This is a genomic window from Morganella sp. TYF_1 (assembly GCF_043105645.1).
In the GTDB taxonomy this organism is placed as follows: Bacteria; Pseudomonadota; Gammaproteobacteria; order Enterobacterales; family Enterobacteriaceae; genus Morganella; species Morganella morganii_B.
In genome coordinates this window covers 1-12,475 of sequence record NZ_JBICLU010000009.1, presented here as the reverse complement: position 1 = coordinate 12,475, position 12,475 = coordinate 1, and the positions used below count along the sequence as shown (strand labels likewise).

25 protein-coding genes are annotated in these 12,475 nt (G+C 48.0%); all 25 read right to left on the bottom strand.

Annotation, left to right across the window (positions count from 1 at the left end):
- Positions 1–16 precede the first annotated feature (16 nt).
- Positions 17–1,348 carry a preprotein translocase subunit SecY gene (secY, locus tag ACF8OF_RS02475; protein WP_025154664.1) on the bottom strand — a complete coding sequence of 444 codons (1,332 nt, stop codon included), beginning with the start codon at positions 1,346–1,348 and terminating at the stop codon, positions 17–19.
- A 7-nt stretch (positions 1,349–1,355) separates the two neighbouring features.
- Positions 1,356–1,790 carry a 50S ribosomal protein L15 gene (gene rplO / locus ACF8OF_RS02470; RefSeq protein ID WP_004242249.1) on the bottom strand — a complete coding sequence of 145 codons (435 nt, stop codon included), beginning with the start codon at positions 1,788–1,790 and terminating at the stop codon, positions 1,356–1,358.
- A gap of 3 nt (positions 1,791–1,793) precedes the next feature.
- Complete coding sequence (gene rpmD / locus ACF8OF_RS02465) at positions 1,794–1,973, bottom strand: 50S ribosomal protein L30 (protein ID WP_004238614.1); 180 nt, start codon at positions 1,971–1,973, stop codon at positions 1,794–1,796.
- A gap of 6 nt (positions 1,974–1,979) precedes the next feature.
- Positions 1,980–2,480 (bottom strand): 30S ribosomal protein S5, encoded by a 501-nt coding sequence (gene rpsE / locus ACF8OF_RS02460; protein ID WP_004238615.1) that lies wholly within the window; start codon positions 2,478–2,480, stop codon positions 1,980–1,982.
- A gap of 14 nt (positions 2,481–2,494) precedes the next feature.
- On the bottom strand, positions 2,495–2,848 hold the full coding sequence (gene rplR, locus ACF8OF_RS02455; RefSeq protein WP_025154665.1) for a 50S ribosomal protein L18: 354 nt from the start codon (positions 2,846–2,848) through the stop codon (positions 2,495–2,497).
- Between the two features lie 9 nt (positions 2,849–2,857).
- A complete protein-coding gene (rplF, locus tag ACF8OF_RS02450) occupies positions 2,858–3,391 on the bottom strand; it encodes a 50S ribosomal protein L6 (RefSeq protein ID WP_025154666.1) in 534 nt (177 codons plus the stop codon).
- Between the two features lie 14 nt (positions 3,392–3,405).
- Positions 3,406–3,798 carry a 30S ribosomal protein S8 gene (gene rpsH / locus ACF8OF_RS02445; protein WP_004242248.1) on the bottom strand — a complete coding sequence of 131 codons (393 nt, stop codon included), beginning with the start codon at positions 3,796–3,798 and terminating at the stop codon, positions 3,406–3,408.
- 34 nt (positions 3,799–3,832) lie between these two features.
- Complete coding sequence (gene rpsN / locus ACF8OF_RS02440; RefSeq protein ID WP_004238619.1) at positions 3,833–4,138, bottom strand: 30S ribosomal protein S14; 306 nt, start codon at positions 4,136–4,138, stop codon at positions 3,833–3,835.
- Between the two features lie 12 nt (positions 4,139–4,150).
- Positions 4,151–4,690 (bottom strand): 50S ribosomal protein L5, encoded by a 540-nt coding sequence (rplE, locus tag ACF8OF_RS02435; protein WP_004238621.1) that lies wholly within the window; start codon positions 4,688–4,690, stop codon positions 4,151–4,153.
- A 15-nt stretch (positions 4,691–4,705) separates the two neighbouring features.
- Complete coding sequence (rplX, locus tag ACF8OF_RS02430; RefSeq protein ID WP_004238623.1) at positions 4,706–5,020, bottom strand: 50S ribosomal protein L24; 315 nt, start codon at positions 5,018–5,020, stop codon at positions 4,706–4,708.
- An 11-nt stretch (positions 5,021–5,031) separates the two neighbouring features.
- On the bottom strand, positions 5,032–5,403 hold the full coding sequence (rplN, locus tag ACF8OF_RS02425; protein WP_015422333.1) for a 50S ribosomal protein L14: 372 nt from the start codon (positions 5,401–5,403) through the stop codon (positions 5,032–5,034).
- A 175-nt stretch (positions 5,404–5,578) separates the two neighbouring features.
- Positions 5,579–5,833, bottom strand: a complete 255-nt coding sequence (gene rpsQ / locus ACF8OF_RS02420; RefSeq protein ID WP_015422334.1) for a 30S ribosomal protein S17 — start codon at positions 5,831–5,833, stop codon at positions 5,579–5,581.
- Entirely contained in the window at positions 5,833–6,024 is a 192-nt protein-coding gene (gene rpmC / locus ACF8OF_RS02415; protein WP_004238624.1) for a 50S ribosomal protein L29, read from the bottom strand. The genes rpsQ and rpmC overlap by 1 nt, the downstream gene beginning before the upstream one ends.
- Complete coding sequence (gene rplP / locus ACF8OF_RS02410; RefSeq protein WP_004238625.1) at positions 6,024–6,434, bottom strand: 50S ribosomal protein L16; 411 nt, start codon at positions 6,432–6,434, stop codon at positions 6,024–6,026. Before rplP ends, rpmC begins: the two co-directional genes overlap by 1 nt.
- Positions 6,435–6,448: 14 nt before the next feature.
- The gene (gene rpsC / locus ACF8OF_RS02405; RefSeq protein ID WP_004238626.1) at positions 6,449–7,150 is read right to left on the bottom strand and encodes a 30S ribosomal protein S3; all 702 of its coding nucleotides are present in this window, start codon (positions 7,148–7,150) and stop codon (positions 6,449–6,451) included.
- Positions 7,151–7,166: 16 nt separating this feature from the next.
- Positions 7,167–7,499: a 50S ribosomal protein L22 gene (gene rplV, locus ACF8OF_RS02400; protein ID WP_004238627.1), complete on the bottom strand. Its 333-nt coding sequence runs from the start codon at positions 7,497–7,499 to the stop codon at positions 7,167–7,169.
- A gap of 14 nt (positions 7,500–7,513) precedes the next feature.
- Entirely contained in the window at positions 7,514–7,792 is a 279-nt protein-coding gene (rpsS, locus tag ACF8OF_RS02395; protein ID WP_015422335.1) for a 30S ribosomal protein S19, read from the bottom strand.
- 14 nt (positions 7,793–7,806) lie between these two features.
- Positions 7,807–8,631, bottom strand: a complete 825-nt coding sequence (rplB, locus tag ACF8OF_RS02390) for a 50S ribosomal protein L2 (protein WP_274371581.1) — start codon at positions 8,629–8,631, stop codon at positions 7,807–7,809.
- 19 nt (positions 8,632–8,650) lie between these two features.
- Positions 8,651–8,953: a 50S ribosomal protein L23 gene (gene rplW / locus ACF8OF_RS02385; RefSeq protein ID WP_004238631.1), complete on the bottom strand. Its 303-nt coding sequence runs from the start codon at positions 8,951–8,953 to the stop codon at positions 8,651–8,653.
- The gene (rplD, locus tag ACF8OF_RS02380; RefSeq protein ID WP_024474937.1) at positions 8,950–9,555 is read right to left on the bottom strand and encodes a 50S ribosomal protein L4; all 606 of its coding nucleotides are present in this window, start codon (positions 9,553–9,555) and stop codon (positions 8,950–8,952) included. The genes rplW and rplD overlap by 4 nt, the downstream gene beginning before the upstream one ends.
- Positions 9,556–9,571: 16 nt before the next feature.
- Positions 9,572–10,201, bottom strand: coding sequence for a 50S ribosomal protein L3 (gene rplC / locus ACF8OF_RS02375; RefSeq protein WP_004238634.1), 630 nt, complete (start codon positions 10,199–10,201; stop codon positions 9,572–9,574).
- A gap of 31 nt (positions 10,202–10,232) precedes the next feature.
- Positions 10,233–10,544, bottom strand: a complete 312-nt coding sequence (rpsJ, locus tag ACF8OF_RS02370) for a 30S ribosomal protein S10 (RefSeq protein WP_001181005.1) — start codon at positions 10,542–10,544, stop codon at positions 10,233–10,235.
- Positions 10,545–10,883: 339 nt separating this feature from the next.
- Positions 10,884–11,366 carry a bacterioferritin gene (gene bfr / locus ACF8OF_RS02365; protein ID WP_004238635.1) on the bottom strand — a complete coding sequence of 161 codons (483 nt, stop codon included), beginning with the start codon at positions 11,364–11,366 and terminating at the stop codon, positions 10,884–10,886.
- 116 nt (positions 11,367–11,482) lie between these two features.
- A complete protein-coding gene (gene bfd, locus ACF8OF_RS02360; RefSeq protein WP_354622384.1) occupies positions 11,483–11,674 on the bottom strand; it encodes a bacterioferritin-associated ferredoxin in 192 nt (63 codons plus the stop codon).
- 141 nt (positions 11,675–11,815) lie between these two features.
- The coding region (locus ACF8OF_RS02355; RefSeq protein WP_392495606.1) for an EF-Tu/IF-2/RF-3 family GTPase at positions 11,816–12,475 on the bottom strand (660 nt) is incomplete at its 5' end.

The following is a 12,475-nucleotide window of genomic DNA, read 5'->3' as shown; positions in this document are numbered from 1 at the left end:
TCTAAAGCAAACCGAATTAACGGTTATAACCTTTGAGGTTTGCTTTTTTCAATGCAGACTCGTACTGACTTGACATCATCAGAGTTTGCACTTGAGCCATAAAGTCCATGATGACCACAACCACGATTAAGAGGGAAGTACCACCAAAGTAGAAAGGTACTTTCATTGCGTCACGCATGAACTCCGGGATTAGGCAGATAAAGGTAATGTATAACGCGCCAACTAAAGTTAAACGGGTCATTACTTTATCGATGTACTTGGCCGTTTGCTCTCCCGGACGAATTCCTGGTACAAATGCACCGGACTTCTTCAGGTTATCTGCTGTTTCTCTTGGATTAAATACCAGTGCGGTATAGAAGAAACAGAAGAATATGATTGCAGAGGCATAAAGTAACACATAGAGCGGCTGGCCTGGCTGCAGATACATAGAAATTGTCGTCAGCCAATCCCAACCAGTACCATCACCGAACCAAGATGCAATTGTACCAGGGAACAGGATAATACTGGAAGCGAAAATCGCAGGAATTACACCCGCCATATTCACTTTCAACGGTAAGTGTGTACTTTGTGCCGCGTAAACACGGCGGCCTTGCTGACGTTTGGCATAGTTAACGACGATACGACGCTGACCACGCTCCATAAAGACAACAAAGCAAGTAACCGCAAATACCAAGACTGCAACCAATAGCAACAGGAGGAAGTGCAGTTCGCCTTGACGAGCTTGCTCGATGGTATGACCAATTGCTGACGGGAGACCCGCAACAATACCGGCGAAGATAATGATCGAAATACCGTTACCGATACCACGTTCAGTAATCTGCTCACCCAGCCACATCAGGAACATAGTCCCTGTCACCAAACTCACAACAGCCGTGAAGTAGAATGCAAAGCCGGGGTTAATAACCAGGCCCTGCATACCAGGCATATTCGGTAAGCCCATCGCGATACCAACAGATTGGAATATACCGAGGACTAACGTACTATACCGGGTGTACTGGCTAATCTTACGACGACCAGCTTCCCCTTCTTTCTTAATCTCCGCCAGGCGCGGGTTCACCACGCTCAGCAGCTGGATGATAATCGATGCCGAAATGTACGGCATGATACCCAGCGCAAAGATTGAAGCACGACTCAACGCACCACCAGAGAACATGTTAAACATCTCAATGATGGTGCCTTGTTGTTGCTCGAGCAATTTCGCAAGAACAGTGGCATCAATACCAGGGATAGGAATGAAAGAGCCAATACGGAAAACAATCAGTGCGCCGAGCACAAACAGTAAACGACGCTTTAACTCACCTATTCCGCCTTTAGCACTTTGGAAATCTGTACCTGGTTGCTTTGCCATCTGTTACTTATTCCTCGATTTTACCGCCAGCAGCTTCGATAACAGCACGAGCGCCTTTAGTAACACGCAGGCCGCGTACAGTAACTGCACGAGTCAGTTCACCAGACAGGAACACTTTCGCGTACTCGATCTGTGGACCAATAACGTTTGCGGCTTTCAATACATTAAGATCGATAACATCGCCTTCGATCAGCTGAAGATCAGATAAACGGATCTCAGCAGTGACCATCGCTTTACGTGAAGTAAAGCCGAATTTTGGCAGACGACGATATAAAGGCATCTGACCACCTTCAAACCCACGACGTACGCCACCGCCAGAACGAGAGCTCTGACCTTTGTGACCACGACCTGCGGTTTTACCGAGACCGGAACCAATACCACGACCTACACGTTTTGGTGCGTGTTTAGCACCTGCTGCCGGAGACAGAGTATTTAATTGCATCTGTTACTCCTCAACTTTAACCATATAGGAAATACGATTAACCATACCACGAACCGCTGGTGTATCTTCGCGTTCTACAGTGTGGCCAATATGACGCAGACCTAAACCGACCAGAGTTGCCTTGTGTTTTGGCAGACGGCCGATTGAGCTGCGGGTTTGTGTAATTTTAATTGTCTTAGCCATGGTCCATTACCCCAGAATTTCTTCGACGGATTTACCACGCTTAGCTGCAACCATTTCCGGAGACTTCATGCTGTCTAAAGCATCCAGTGTTGCACGAACAACGTTAATTGGGTTCGTGGAACCATAAGTTTTAGCCAGGACGTTACGAACACCGGCAACTTCAAGAACAGCACGCATTGCACCACCGGCAATAATACCGGTACCTTCGTGAGCAGGCTGCATGAACACGCGGGAACCGGTGTGTGTGCCTTTCACTGGGTGGAATAATGTGCCGTTGTTAAGTGCAACGGTTTTCATGTTGCGACGGGCTTTTTCCATCGCTTTCTGGATTGCTGCCGGAACTTCGCGTGCTTTACCGTAACCAAAACCAACGCGGCCATTGCCATCACCCACTACAGTCAGTGCGGTGAAGCTAAAGATACGACCACCTTTAACGGTTTTAGATACGCGGTTTACCGCGATCAGCTTTTCCTGCAGTTCGCCAGCCTGTTTTTCGATGTGTGCCATCTTACACCTCTACCTTAGAACTGTAGGCCAGCTTCACGGGCAGCATCTGCCAGTGCCTGGACTCGACCATGATATTGGAAACCTGAACGGTCAAAGGATACTGCTTTGATTCCTTTTTCCAGTGCGCGCTCAGCAATAGCTTTACCTACTGCAACTGCGGCATCTTTGTTTCCGGTGTATTTAACTTGTTCGCTGATAGCTTTTTCAACAGTAGAAGCGGCCACCAACGTTTCAGAACCGTTTGGTGCAATAACCTGCGCATAGATATGGCGAGGGGTACGATGTACCACCAGGCGGGTTGCACCCAGTTCCATAAGCTTGCGGCGTGCGCGGGTCGCACGACGGATACGAGCTGCTTTCTTATCCATAGTGTTACCTTACTTCTTCTTAGCCTCTTTAATACGCACGACTTCGTCGGCGTAGCGAATACCTTTACCTTTGTAAGGTTCAGGGCGACGATAGGCGCGTAAGTCTGCTGCGATCTGACCAATAACCTGCTTATCAGCACCTTTCAGTACGATTTCAGTTTGGGTCGGACATTCAGCAGTAACGCCAGCCGGCAGTTTGTGCTCTACCGGGTGAGAGAAACCTACAGACAGGTTTACCACATCACCTTTAACGGCTGCACGATAACCAACACCTACCAGTTGCAGCTTCTTAGAGAAGCCTTCGGTAACACCAACAACCATAGCGTTAACCAGTGCACGAGTTGTACCAGCCTGTGCCCATGCGTCGGTAAAACCGTCACGCGGACCAAAGGTTAACTGGTTGTCTGCATGTTTAACTTCTACAGCGTTGTGGATATTACGGCTCAGCTCGCCGTTTTTACCCTTAATCGAAATAACCTGACCGTTGAGTTTTACCTCTACGCCGGCAGGAATGACGACGGGTGCTTTTGCCACACGAGACATTCTTTCCTCCCGAATTATGCTACGTAGCAGAGAATCTCGCCACCAAGACCAGCCTGGCGAGCTGCACGATCAGTCATTACACCTTTAGATGTAGAAACAACTGCGATACCCAGACCTGCCATAACTTGTGGCAGTTCGTCTTTGCGCTTATAAATACGCAGACTTGGGCGGCTTACGCGCTGGATACTTTCTACAACAGCCTTACCCTGGAAATACTTAAGCGTCAGTTCCAGTTCCGGCTTGATGTCGCCTTCGATTTTAAAATCTTCAATATAACCTTCTTCCTTCAGCACGTTGGCAATCGCCACTTTCAGCTTGGAGGAAGGCATGGTGACCGCAACTTTATTCGCGGCCTGACCGTTACGGATACGGGTCAGCATATCCGCGATGGGATCTTGCATGCTCATCTGTCTTTACTCCCGTGATTCAATATGGTGACAATTACCAGCTAGCTTTCTTAAGGCCCGGGATTTCACCGCGCATAGCGGCTTCACGGACTTTAATACGGCTTAAGCCAAACTTCCGCAGAAAACCGTGTGGACGCCCGGTTTGGCGGCAACGGTTACGCTGACGGGAAGGACTGGAATCACGTGGCAGAGATTGAAGCTTCAGAACAGCATCCCAACGATCGTCATCTGATGCGTTGACATCGGAGATGGTAGCTTTCAGTTCTGCGCGTTTTGCGAAGAATTTCTCAGCTAATTTTGCACGTTTTACATCACGTGCTTTCATAGATTTCTTAGCCATGAATACCCTGCCTTACTTGCGAAACGGGAAGTTAAACGCTGATAACAGTGCGCGACCTTCATCATCAGATTTCGCGGTGGTAGTGATAGTAATATCAAGACCACGAACACGATCCACTTTATCGTAATCGATTTCAGGGAAGATGATTTGTTCACGTACGCCCATGCTGTAGTTACCGCGACCATCGAAAGACTTAGCGGACAAGCCACGGAAGTCACGAATACGTGGTACAGCAATAGAAATCAGTCGCTCAAAGAACTCCCACATGCGTTCGCCACGCAGAGTTACTTTACAGCCGATTGGATAGCCCTGGCGGATTTTGAAGCCTGCAACAGATTTGCGTGCTTTGGTGATCAATGGTTTCTGACCAGAGATTGCTGCTAAGTCAGCTGCTGCGTTATCCAGCAGTTTTTTATCAGCAATTGCTTCACCAACACCCATATTCAGGGTGATCTTCTCGACCCGAGGGACTTGCATGACAGAATTGTAGTTAAACTGAGTCATCAGTTGTTTAACTACTTCGTCTTTGTAGTAATCATGCAGTTTCGCCATCGTATACTCCAAAAATTACTTGATAGTTTCGCTGTTAGATTTGAAGAAACGGACTTTTTTGCCGTCTTCGAATCTAAAACCTACACGGTCAGCCTTGCCGGTTGCCGCATTGAAGATTGCAACGTTAGAAACCTGAATTGCAGCTTCTTTTTCAACGATGCCACCTGGTTGGTTCAGGGCCGGAACCGGCTTCTGATGTTTCTTAACCAGATTGATACCTTCAACGATAACTTTACCAGAAGAAAGAACCTGTTTTACTTTACCGCGCTTACCTTTATCTTTGCCGGTCAGCACGATAATTTCGTCATCACGACGGATTTTCGCTGCCATAGTTCCGCTCCTTAGAGTACTTCAGGTGCCAGTGAGATAATTTTCATAAACTTCTCGTTACGAAGTTCACGAGTTACCGGCCCAAAAATACGCGTACCGATAACCTGCTCGCTGTTATTGTTTAACAATACACAAGCGTTGCTATCGAAGCGAATGACAGAACCGTCAGGGCGACGTACACCCTTCTTGGTGCGCACCACTACTGCCTTCAGAACATCACCTTTTTTTACTTTACCGCGCGGAATTGCTTCCTTGATGGTAATTTTGATAATGTCGCCTACAGCTGCGTAGCGACGGTGCGAGCCACCTAGAACCTTGATACACATTACGCGACGTGCACCGGAGTTATCGGCCACGTTCAGCATAGTCTGTTCTTGGATCATTTTAGTGCTCCGCTAAATGTCAACTACTACTGAGCCACTCTTACTAAAAAGAGAGGCCGTCCAAATACCCATATTACGAGGGCGCGGCATTATAACACCACATCTTCGTTATGGATAGAAAAAAATAAACGGCTCTAAAGCCGAGCCGTTTATTCTACATCAGAAAGCAGTGCTATTACAGTACCGCTTTCTCTACGACGCGAACCAGGGTCCAGGACTTAGTCTTAGACAGTGGACGGGTTTCGCGGATTTCTACCACGTCACCGATACCACATTCATTGTTCTCGTCATGTACGTGCAGTTTAGTCGTACGACGGATGAACTTACCATACAGAGGGTGTTTCACCATACGCTCGATAGTCACAACGATGGATTTCTCCATTTTGTCACTAACAACACGACCTTGCAGAGTACGGATTTTATCGGTCATTACGCACCCGCCTTCTCAGTCAATAAAGTCTTAACACGTGCAATATTACGACGCACTTGTTTTAACAGATGAGACTGTTGTAACTGGCCGCTTGCCGCTTGCATACGCAGGTTAAATTGTTCGCGCAGCAGGTTCAGCAGCTCAGTGTTCAGCTCTTCAACGCTTTTTTCGCGCAGCTCTTTCGCTTTCATTACATCACCGTCTTAGTTACAAAGGTGGTTTTGATAGGCAGTTTAGCTGCTGCCAGCTTGAATGCTTCACGAGCAAGCTCTTCCGATACGCCGTCCATTTCATACAGGACTTTACCCGGCTGGATTAAGGCAACCCAATACTCCACGTTACCTTTACCTTTACCCATACGCACTTCAAGAGGCTTTTCAGTGATAGGTTTGTCCGGGAACACACGGATCCAGATTTTACCCTGACGCTTAACTGCACGGGTCATAGCACGACGTGCTGCTTCGATCTGACGTGCGGTCAGACGACCACGGCCAACAGCTTTCAGACCATAAGTGCCGAAGCTCACATCCGCGCCGGCTGCCAGACCGCGGTTACGGCCTTTGTGCACTTTACGGAATTTTGTACGCTTTGGTTGTAACATTCAGCGACTCTCCTTTACTTACGGCCTTTACGCTGCTGTTTTTTAGGTTGAGCAGCCGGTTTTTCCGCCTGTTCAACTGCAGCCATGCCACCCAGAATCTCACCTTTGAAGATCCACACTTTCACACCGATAACACCATAAGTAGTCTGAGCTTCAGAGGTGTTGTAATCGATGTCTGCACGCAGGGTATGCAGAGGCACACGGCCTTCGCGATACCACTCAGTACGTGCGATTTCAGCACCGCCTAAACGGCCGCTGACTTCGACTTTGATACCTTTAGCGCCTAAACGCATAGCATTCTGTACCGCACGCTTCATAGCACGACGGAACATAACACGACGTTCCAGCTGTGAAGTGATGCTGTCAGCAACTAATTTTGCGTCCAGTTCAGGTTTACGTACTTCGGCAATATTGATCTGCGCAGGAACGCCAGCGATATCTGAAACGCTTTTGCGCAGTTTTTCAACGTCTTCACCTTTCTTACCGATCACGATGCCAGGGCGTGCAGTGTGAATAGTCACACGGATGCTCTTAGCAGGACGCTCGATAACGATGCGTGAAACTGACGCTTTTTCCAGTTCTTTAGTTAAGTACTTACGTACTTTAAAGTCGCTGTCCAGGTTGTCAGCGAATTCTTTGGTGTTCGCAAACCAGGTAGAGTTCCAAGGTTTAACAATACCCAGGCGAATACCATTTGGATTTACTTTCTGACCCATTGCTAGTCTCCAGGTATCAGCGATCGGACACAACCACAGTGATGTGGCTGGTGCGCTTAAGAATACGATCTGCACGACCTTTTGCACGAGGCATGATGCGCTTCATGGTTGGGCCGTCGTCAACGAAAATTTTCGCTACTTTCAGATCATCGATGTCAGCGCCATCGTTGTGTTCTGCGTTAGCAATAGCAGACTCCAGGACTTTCTTCACTAAACCAGCAGCTTTCTTGTTGGTAAAGGTTAAAATTTCCAGAGCTTGCGACACTTTCTTACCGCGGATCAGGTCAGCCACCAGGCGAACCTTCTGAGCAGAAGAACGAGCGTGGCGATGCATAGCAATAGTTTCCATCTCTTCCTCCTACCTTATTTCTTTTTGGCTTTTTTATCAGCCGCATGGCCGCGATAAGTACGGGTCGGCGCGAATTCACCCAGTTTGTGACCAACCATTTCGTCGGTAACGTAAACCGGAACATGCTGACGACCATTATGGACAGCGATGGTCAAACCGATCATGTTAGGAAAGATCGTTGAACGACGGGACCAAGTCTTAACAGGCTTTTTGTCACCGCTTTCCACCGCTTTCTCTACCTTCTTCAGCAAGTGCAGGTCAATAAAAGGACCTTTCTTGAGAGAACGTGGCATGGCTTATCCTCTAATTATTTCTTAGTACGACGATGAACGATGAAGTGTTCAGTGCGTTTGTTTTTACGAGTCTTCTTACCTTTGGTCTGAACGCCCCATGGTGTTACAGGGTGTTTACCAAAGTTACGACCTTCACCACCACCATGTGGGTGGTCTACCGGGTTCATCGCAGTACCGCGAACGGTAGGGCGAATACCACGCCAGCGGCTTGCACCGGCTTTACCCAGAACGCGCAGCATGTGTTCAGCGTTACCCACTTCACCTAAAGTCGCGCGGCAGTCTGAAGGAACTTTACGCATCTCACCGGAACGCAGACGAATAGTGACATAAGCACCATCGCGCGCAACGATCTGAACGTAAGTACCGGCAGAACGTGCCATCTGGCCGCCTTTACCTGGTTTCATTTCTACGTTATGAACAGTAGAACCAACCGGAATGTTGCGCATTGGCAGAGCGTTACCCGCTTTGATTGCAGCATCAACACCAGACTGGATTTGATCACCAGCTTTCAGGCCTTTAGGCGCCAGGATGTAACGGCGTTCACCGTCTTTGTATAATACCAGAGCAATATTTGCTGAACGGTTTGGATCATATTCCAGACGTTCTACAACAGCCGGGATACCGTCTTTGTTACGTTTAAAGTCAACAATACGGTAATTTTGCTTGTGACCACCACCAATATGACGGGTAGTGATACGGCCATTGTTGTTACGACCACCAGACTTGTTGTTTTTCTCAAGCAGTGGTGCGTAAGGTTTGCCCTTGTGAAGCTCAGGGTTAACCACTTTAACGACGTGGCGACGGCCCGGAGACGTAGGTTTACATTTAACAATTGCCATTGTTCTTTACTCCTCCGACTTACTCAGCGCCGCCGACGAAGTCCAGATTCTGGCCTTCCTGCAGGGTGACGTAAGCTTTTTTCCAGTCGCTACGACGACCGAAACGCTGACCGTGGCGCTTCACTTTGCCTTTAACCAGCAGAGTGTTAACACCTTCAACTTTGACTTCGAACAGTTTTTCAACTGCAGCTTTGATTTCAGCTTTAGTCGCGTCTTTAGCAACTTTGAGCACGATGGTATTGGTTTTTTCCATCGCGGTAGACGCTTTTTCAGATACATGCGGCGCGCGCAGTACTTTCAGCAGACGTTCTTCACGGATCATGCCAGCATCTCCTCAACTTGCTTAACTGCTTCAGCAGTCATCACTACTTTACCGAACGCGATCAGACTGACCGGATCGATTGCAGTGACATCACGCACATCAACCTTGTACAGGTTGCGAGCTGCTAAGAACAGGTTCTCATCAACTTCGTGAGTGACGATCATCACGTCTTCCAGAGCCATATCTTTCAATTTCTGTACCAGCAGCTTGGTTTTAGGTGCTTCTACAGCAAATTTTTCGACAATGATCAGACGATCCTGACGTACCAGTTCGGACAGGATGCTTTTCAGCGCGCCGCGGTACATCTTTTTGTTAACTTTTTGACTGTGGTCCTGTGGTTTCGCTGCGAAAGTGATACCACCAGAGCGCCAGATTGGGCTCTTAACTGAACCAGAGCGGGCACGACCAGTACCTTTTTGGCGCCATGGTTTTTTACCAGACCCAGTAACTTCAGCACGAGTTTTCTGAGCACGTGTACCTTGACGAGCACCAGCTGCATACGCAACAACTACTTGATGGACAAGCGCTTCATTGAAATCACGCCCGAAGGTAGTTTCGGAAACAGTCAGCGCGCTTTGCGCGTCTTTCATTACCAATTCCATTCCTATCTCCTCGACGTTAAGCCTTGACAGCTGGTTTAACAATCAGGTTGCTACCGGTTGCACCCGGGACAGCACCTTTTACCAGCAGCAGGTTACGCTCAGCGTCAACGCGAACGACATCCAGGCTCTGAACGGTTACACGTTCGTTACCCAGCTGACCTGCCATTTTCTTGCCTTTAAATACCTTACCCGGAGTCTGGTTCTGACCGATAGAACCCGGAACACGGTGAGACAAGGAGTTACCGTGAGTAGCATCCTGAGTACGGAAGTTCCAGCGCTTTACAGTACCGGCGAAGCCCTTACCTTTAGATGTACCAGTAACGTCAACTTTCTTAACGTCAGCGAAAATTTCAACGCTGATGTTCTGGCCAACAGTGAACTCTTCACCTTCTGACAGGCGGAATTCACGTAACAGGCGACCAGCTTCAACACCAGCTTTTGCGAAATGTCCTGCTTCAGGTTTGTTCACACGGTTAGCTTTTTTGCTGCCGGTGGTAACCTGAATAGCACGATAACCGTCAGTTTCGTCAGATTTAACCTGAGTAACGCGGTTATTTTCGATTTCGATAACAGTAACAGGGATTGACACACCTTCTTCAGTGAAGATGCGGGTCATACCCACTTTTTTACCGACTAAACCAATCATTGTTTCAACCTCTCAATCAATTGATACCTGATTAACCCAGGCTGATCTGCACGTCAACGCCGGCAGCCAGATCCAGACGCATCAGAGCATCAACGGTTTTTTCAGTTGGCTCAACGATGTCAACCAGACGTTTGTGAGTGCGAATTTCGTACTGATCGCGCGCATCTTTGTTGACGTGCGGAGAGATCAGAACGGTAAAACGCTCTTTACGGGTCGGCAGCGGGATAGGACCACGAACTTGCGCACCAGTGCGCTTAGCAGTCTCTACGATTTCCGCAGTTGATTGATCGATCAGACGATGATCAAAAGCTTTAAGGCGGATACGGATTCTTTGGTTCTGCATGAGACCAGAGCTCCAACTATTTTATAAACGTAAAAAATTACTCCTCGCACCCATTTCGATTGACGGGGGAGTGTAATCGTTCTCGATGTAATCCCCATATCGGGGATATTTTCATGAACAGCGAAAAAACAGACTGCCCAATGCTGGTATCAACCAGGCTTGCACAATTGGCAAGCCCGCGCATTATACGTGAATGAGCCCTGAAAGCAAGCCGCAAACCGGGATTTGTGCAAATTATCTCCGGCACTATGACAAAAAATCAGAAAAGAAAAAACCGCCGCGGGTTTCCCTGCCGGCGGTTCTGCACATTGCTTACTTCAGTGATTATTTCTCTGTTCTTTATTCTGTGTCTGCGTCCGCCATCTGCGCCTGCTGATAATTTTGCAGGCCCACACGGGCTATCAGATCCAGCTGGGTTTCCAGCCAGTCGATGTGAGATTCCTCTTCCGCCAGAATTTTTATCATTAAATCACGGCTGACATAATCATGTTTGGAATCGGCATAGGCAATCGCTTCGCGTAAATCTTTGGCGCCGTCCAGTTCCAGCTGAAGGTCAGACTTCAGCATTTCTTCCACATCTTCGCCGATATGAAGTTTGCCGAGATCCTGAAGGTTCGGAATCCCTTCCAGAAATAAGATACGCTCAATGTATTCATCCGCGTGTTTCATCTCATCAATGGATTCTTCATATTCTTTGTTGTTGAGTTTAATCAGACCCCAGTTTTTGAACATACGCGCATGCAGAAAATACTGGTTAATGGCAACCAGTTCATTTCCCAGCAATTTGTTCAGATGCGAGATCATTTTTTTATCGCCTTTCATGTACCCTCCTTTGTTTCCTGTCTGTTCAGTATAGACACAGGAAATAATTCACGGAGTGATTACAGTGACAAAATAGCGATACAGTTCAAAATTCCGGCGGGTTTAAGAGAAAAGATTCAGGCGACGCGGTCGACCGGGACAGACATATGCTCTTCTGCAATAACGGTTTTGGCGTGGCGGATGCATTTGCCGCATTCAGTGCCGACAGGGATAATTTTGCGCAGTTCACCGATGGAATGAACCTTATTCTGACGCACGGCATTCCGGATGGCTTTATCACTGATGGCATTACACAAACATACGTACATATCATTCCTCCTGACTGCGGTAAAGAGTAAATGATAATCAGTATTATTACAATTGCGATTGTGTAAATTTTGTCAGCCGCTGCCGGAAGAGAGATATAAAAAAAGAGAGCCGCAGCTCTCTTTTTCACAATCAGCAGGGAATTAACCCATTACTTTCGCTACAACACCCGCGCCAACGGTACGACCGCCTTCACGGATTGCGAAACGCAGACCATCGTCCATCGCGATTGGGTGGATCAGGGTGACGATCATTTTGATGTTGTCGCCCGGCATTACCATTTCAACGCCTTCCGGCAGCTCGATCATACCTGTTACGTCTGTGGTACGGAAGTAGAACTGTGGACGGTAGCCTTTGAAGAATGGAGTATGACGACCACCTTCATCTTTGCTCAGAATATAAACTTCTGATTCAAATTTGGTGTGCGGCTTGATTGAACCTGGTTTAGCCAGAACCTGACCACGTTCGATTTCTTCACGCTTGGTACCACGCAGCAGAACACCGACGTTCTCACCTGCACGGCCTTCGTCCAGCAGTTTGCGGAACATTTCAACACCGGTACAGGTCGTTTTGATCGTGTCTTTGATACCCACGATTTCAACTTCTTCACCGACTTTAACGATACCGCGCTCAACACGACCGGTAACAACAGTACCACGGCCGGAGATTGAGAATACGTCTTCGATTGGCAGCAGGAACGGCTTGTCAATTGCACGCTCTGGCTCAGGGATGTAAGAATCCAGGAAGCCTGCCAGTTCAACGATTTTCGCTTCCCACTCTGCTTCGCCTTCCAGTGCTTTCAG

What these genes read in the sequence shown, in the direction of transcription:
- rpsH (WP_004242248.1), bottom strand. Translation starts at nt 3,798, where the DNA reads ATGAGCATGCAAGATCCCATCGCGGATATGCTGACCCGTATCCGTAAC.
- rplO (WP_004242249.1), bottom strand. Translation starts at nt 1,790, where the DNA reads ATGCAATTAAATACTCTGTCTCCGGCAGCAGGTGCTAAACACGCACCA.
- bfr (WP_004238635.1), bottom strand. Translation starts at nt 11,366, where the DNA reads ATGAAAGGCGATAAAAAAATGATCTCGCATCTGAACAAATTGCTGGGA.
- rpsN (WP_004238619.1), bottom strand. Translation starts at nt 4,138, where the DNA reads ATGGCTAAGAAATCTATGAAAGCACGTGATGTAAAACGTGCAAAATTA.
- rplP (WP_004238625.1), bottom strand. Translation starts at nt 6,434, where the DNA reads ATGTTACAACCAAAGCGTACAAAATTCCGTAAAGTGCACAAAGGCCGT.
- rplW (WP_004238631.1), bottom strand. Translation starts at nt 8,953, where the DNA reads ATGATCCGTGAAGAACGTCTGCTGAAAGTACTGCGCGCGCCGCATGTA.
- rplB (WP_274371581.1), bottom strand. Translation starts at nt 8,631, where the DNA reads ATGGCAATTGTTAAATGTAAACCTACGTCTCCGGGCCGTCGCCACGTC.
- rplN (WP_015422333.1), bottom strand. Translation starts at nt 5,403, where the DNA reads ATGATCCAAGAACAGACTATGCTGAACGTGGCCGATAACTCCGGTGCA.
- rplC (WP_004238634.1), bottom strand. Translation starts at nt 10,201, where the DNA reads ATGATTGGTTTAGTCGGTAAAAAAGTGGGTATGACCCGCATCTTCACT.
- rpmD (WP_004238614.1), bottom strand. Translation starts at nt 1,973, where the DNA reads ATGGCTAAGACAATTAAAATTACACAAACCCGCAGCTCAATCGGCCGT.
- secY (WP_025154664.1), bottom strand. Translation starts at nt 1,348, where the DNA reads ATGGCAAAGCAACCAGGTACAGATTTCCAAAGTGCTAAAGGCGGAATA.
- rpsE (WP_004238615.1), bottom strand. Translation starts at nt 2,480, where the DNA reads ATGGCACACATCGAAAAACAGGCTGGCGAACTGCAGGAAAAGCTGATC.
- rplD (WP_024474937.1), bottom strand. Translation starts at nt 9,555, where the DNA reads ATGGAATTGGTAATGAAAGACGCGCAAAGCGCGCTGACTGTTTCCGAA.
- rplF (WP_025154666.1), bottom strand. Translation starts at nt 3,391, where the DNA reads ATGTCTCGTGTGGCAAAAGCACCCGTCGTCATTCCTGCCGGCGTAGAG.
- bfd (WP_354622384.1), bottom strand. Translation starts at nt 11,674, where the DNA reads ATGTACGTATGTTTGTGTAATGCCATCAGTGATAAAGCCATCCGGAAT.
- rpsC (WP_004238626.1), bottom strand. Translation starts at nt 7,150, where the DNA reads ATGGGTCAGAAAGTAAATCCAAATGGTATTCGCCTGGGTATTGTTAAA.
- rpsJ (WP_001181005.1), bottom strand. Translation starts at nt 10,544, where the DNA reads ATGCAGAACCAAAGAATCCGTATCCGCCTTAAAGCTTTTGATCATCGT.
- rpmC (WP_004238624.1), bottom strand. Translation starts at nt 6,024, where the DNA reads ATGAAAGCGAAAGAGCTGCGCGAAAAAAGCGTTGAAGAGCTGAACACT.
- rplX (WP_004238623.1), bottom strand. Translation starts at nt 5,020, where the DNA reads ATGGCAGCGAAAATCCGTCGTGATGACGAAATTATCGTGCTGACCGGC.
- rplR (WP_025154665.1), bottom strand. Translation starts at nt 2,848, where the DNA reads ATGGATAAGAAAGCAGCTCGTATCCGTCGTGCGACCCGCGCACGCCGC.
- rplE (WP_004238621.1), bottom strand. Translation starts at nt 4,690, where the DNA reads ATGGCGAAACTGCATGATTACTACAAAGACGAAGTAGTTAAACAACTG.
- rpsQ (WP_015422334.1), bottom strand. Translation starts at nt 5,833, where the DNA reads ATGACCGATAAAATCCGTACTCTGCAAGGTCGTGTTGTTAGTGACAAA.
- rplV (WP_004238627.1), bottom strand. Translation starts at nt 7,499, where the DNA reads ATGGAAACTATTGCTATGCATCGCCACGCTCGTTCTTCTGCTCAGAAG.
- rpsS (WP_015422335.1), bottom strand. Translation starts at nt 7,792, where the DNA reads ATGCCACGTTCTCTCAAGAAAGGTCCTTTTATTGACCTGCACTTGCTG.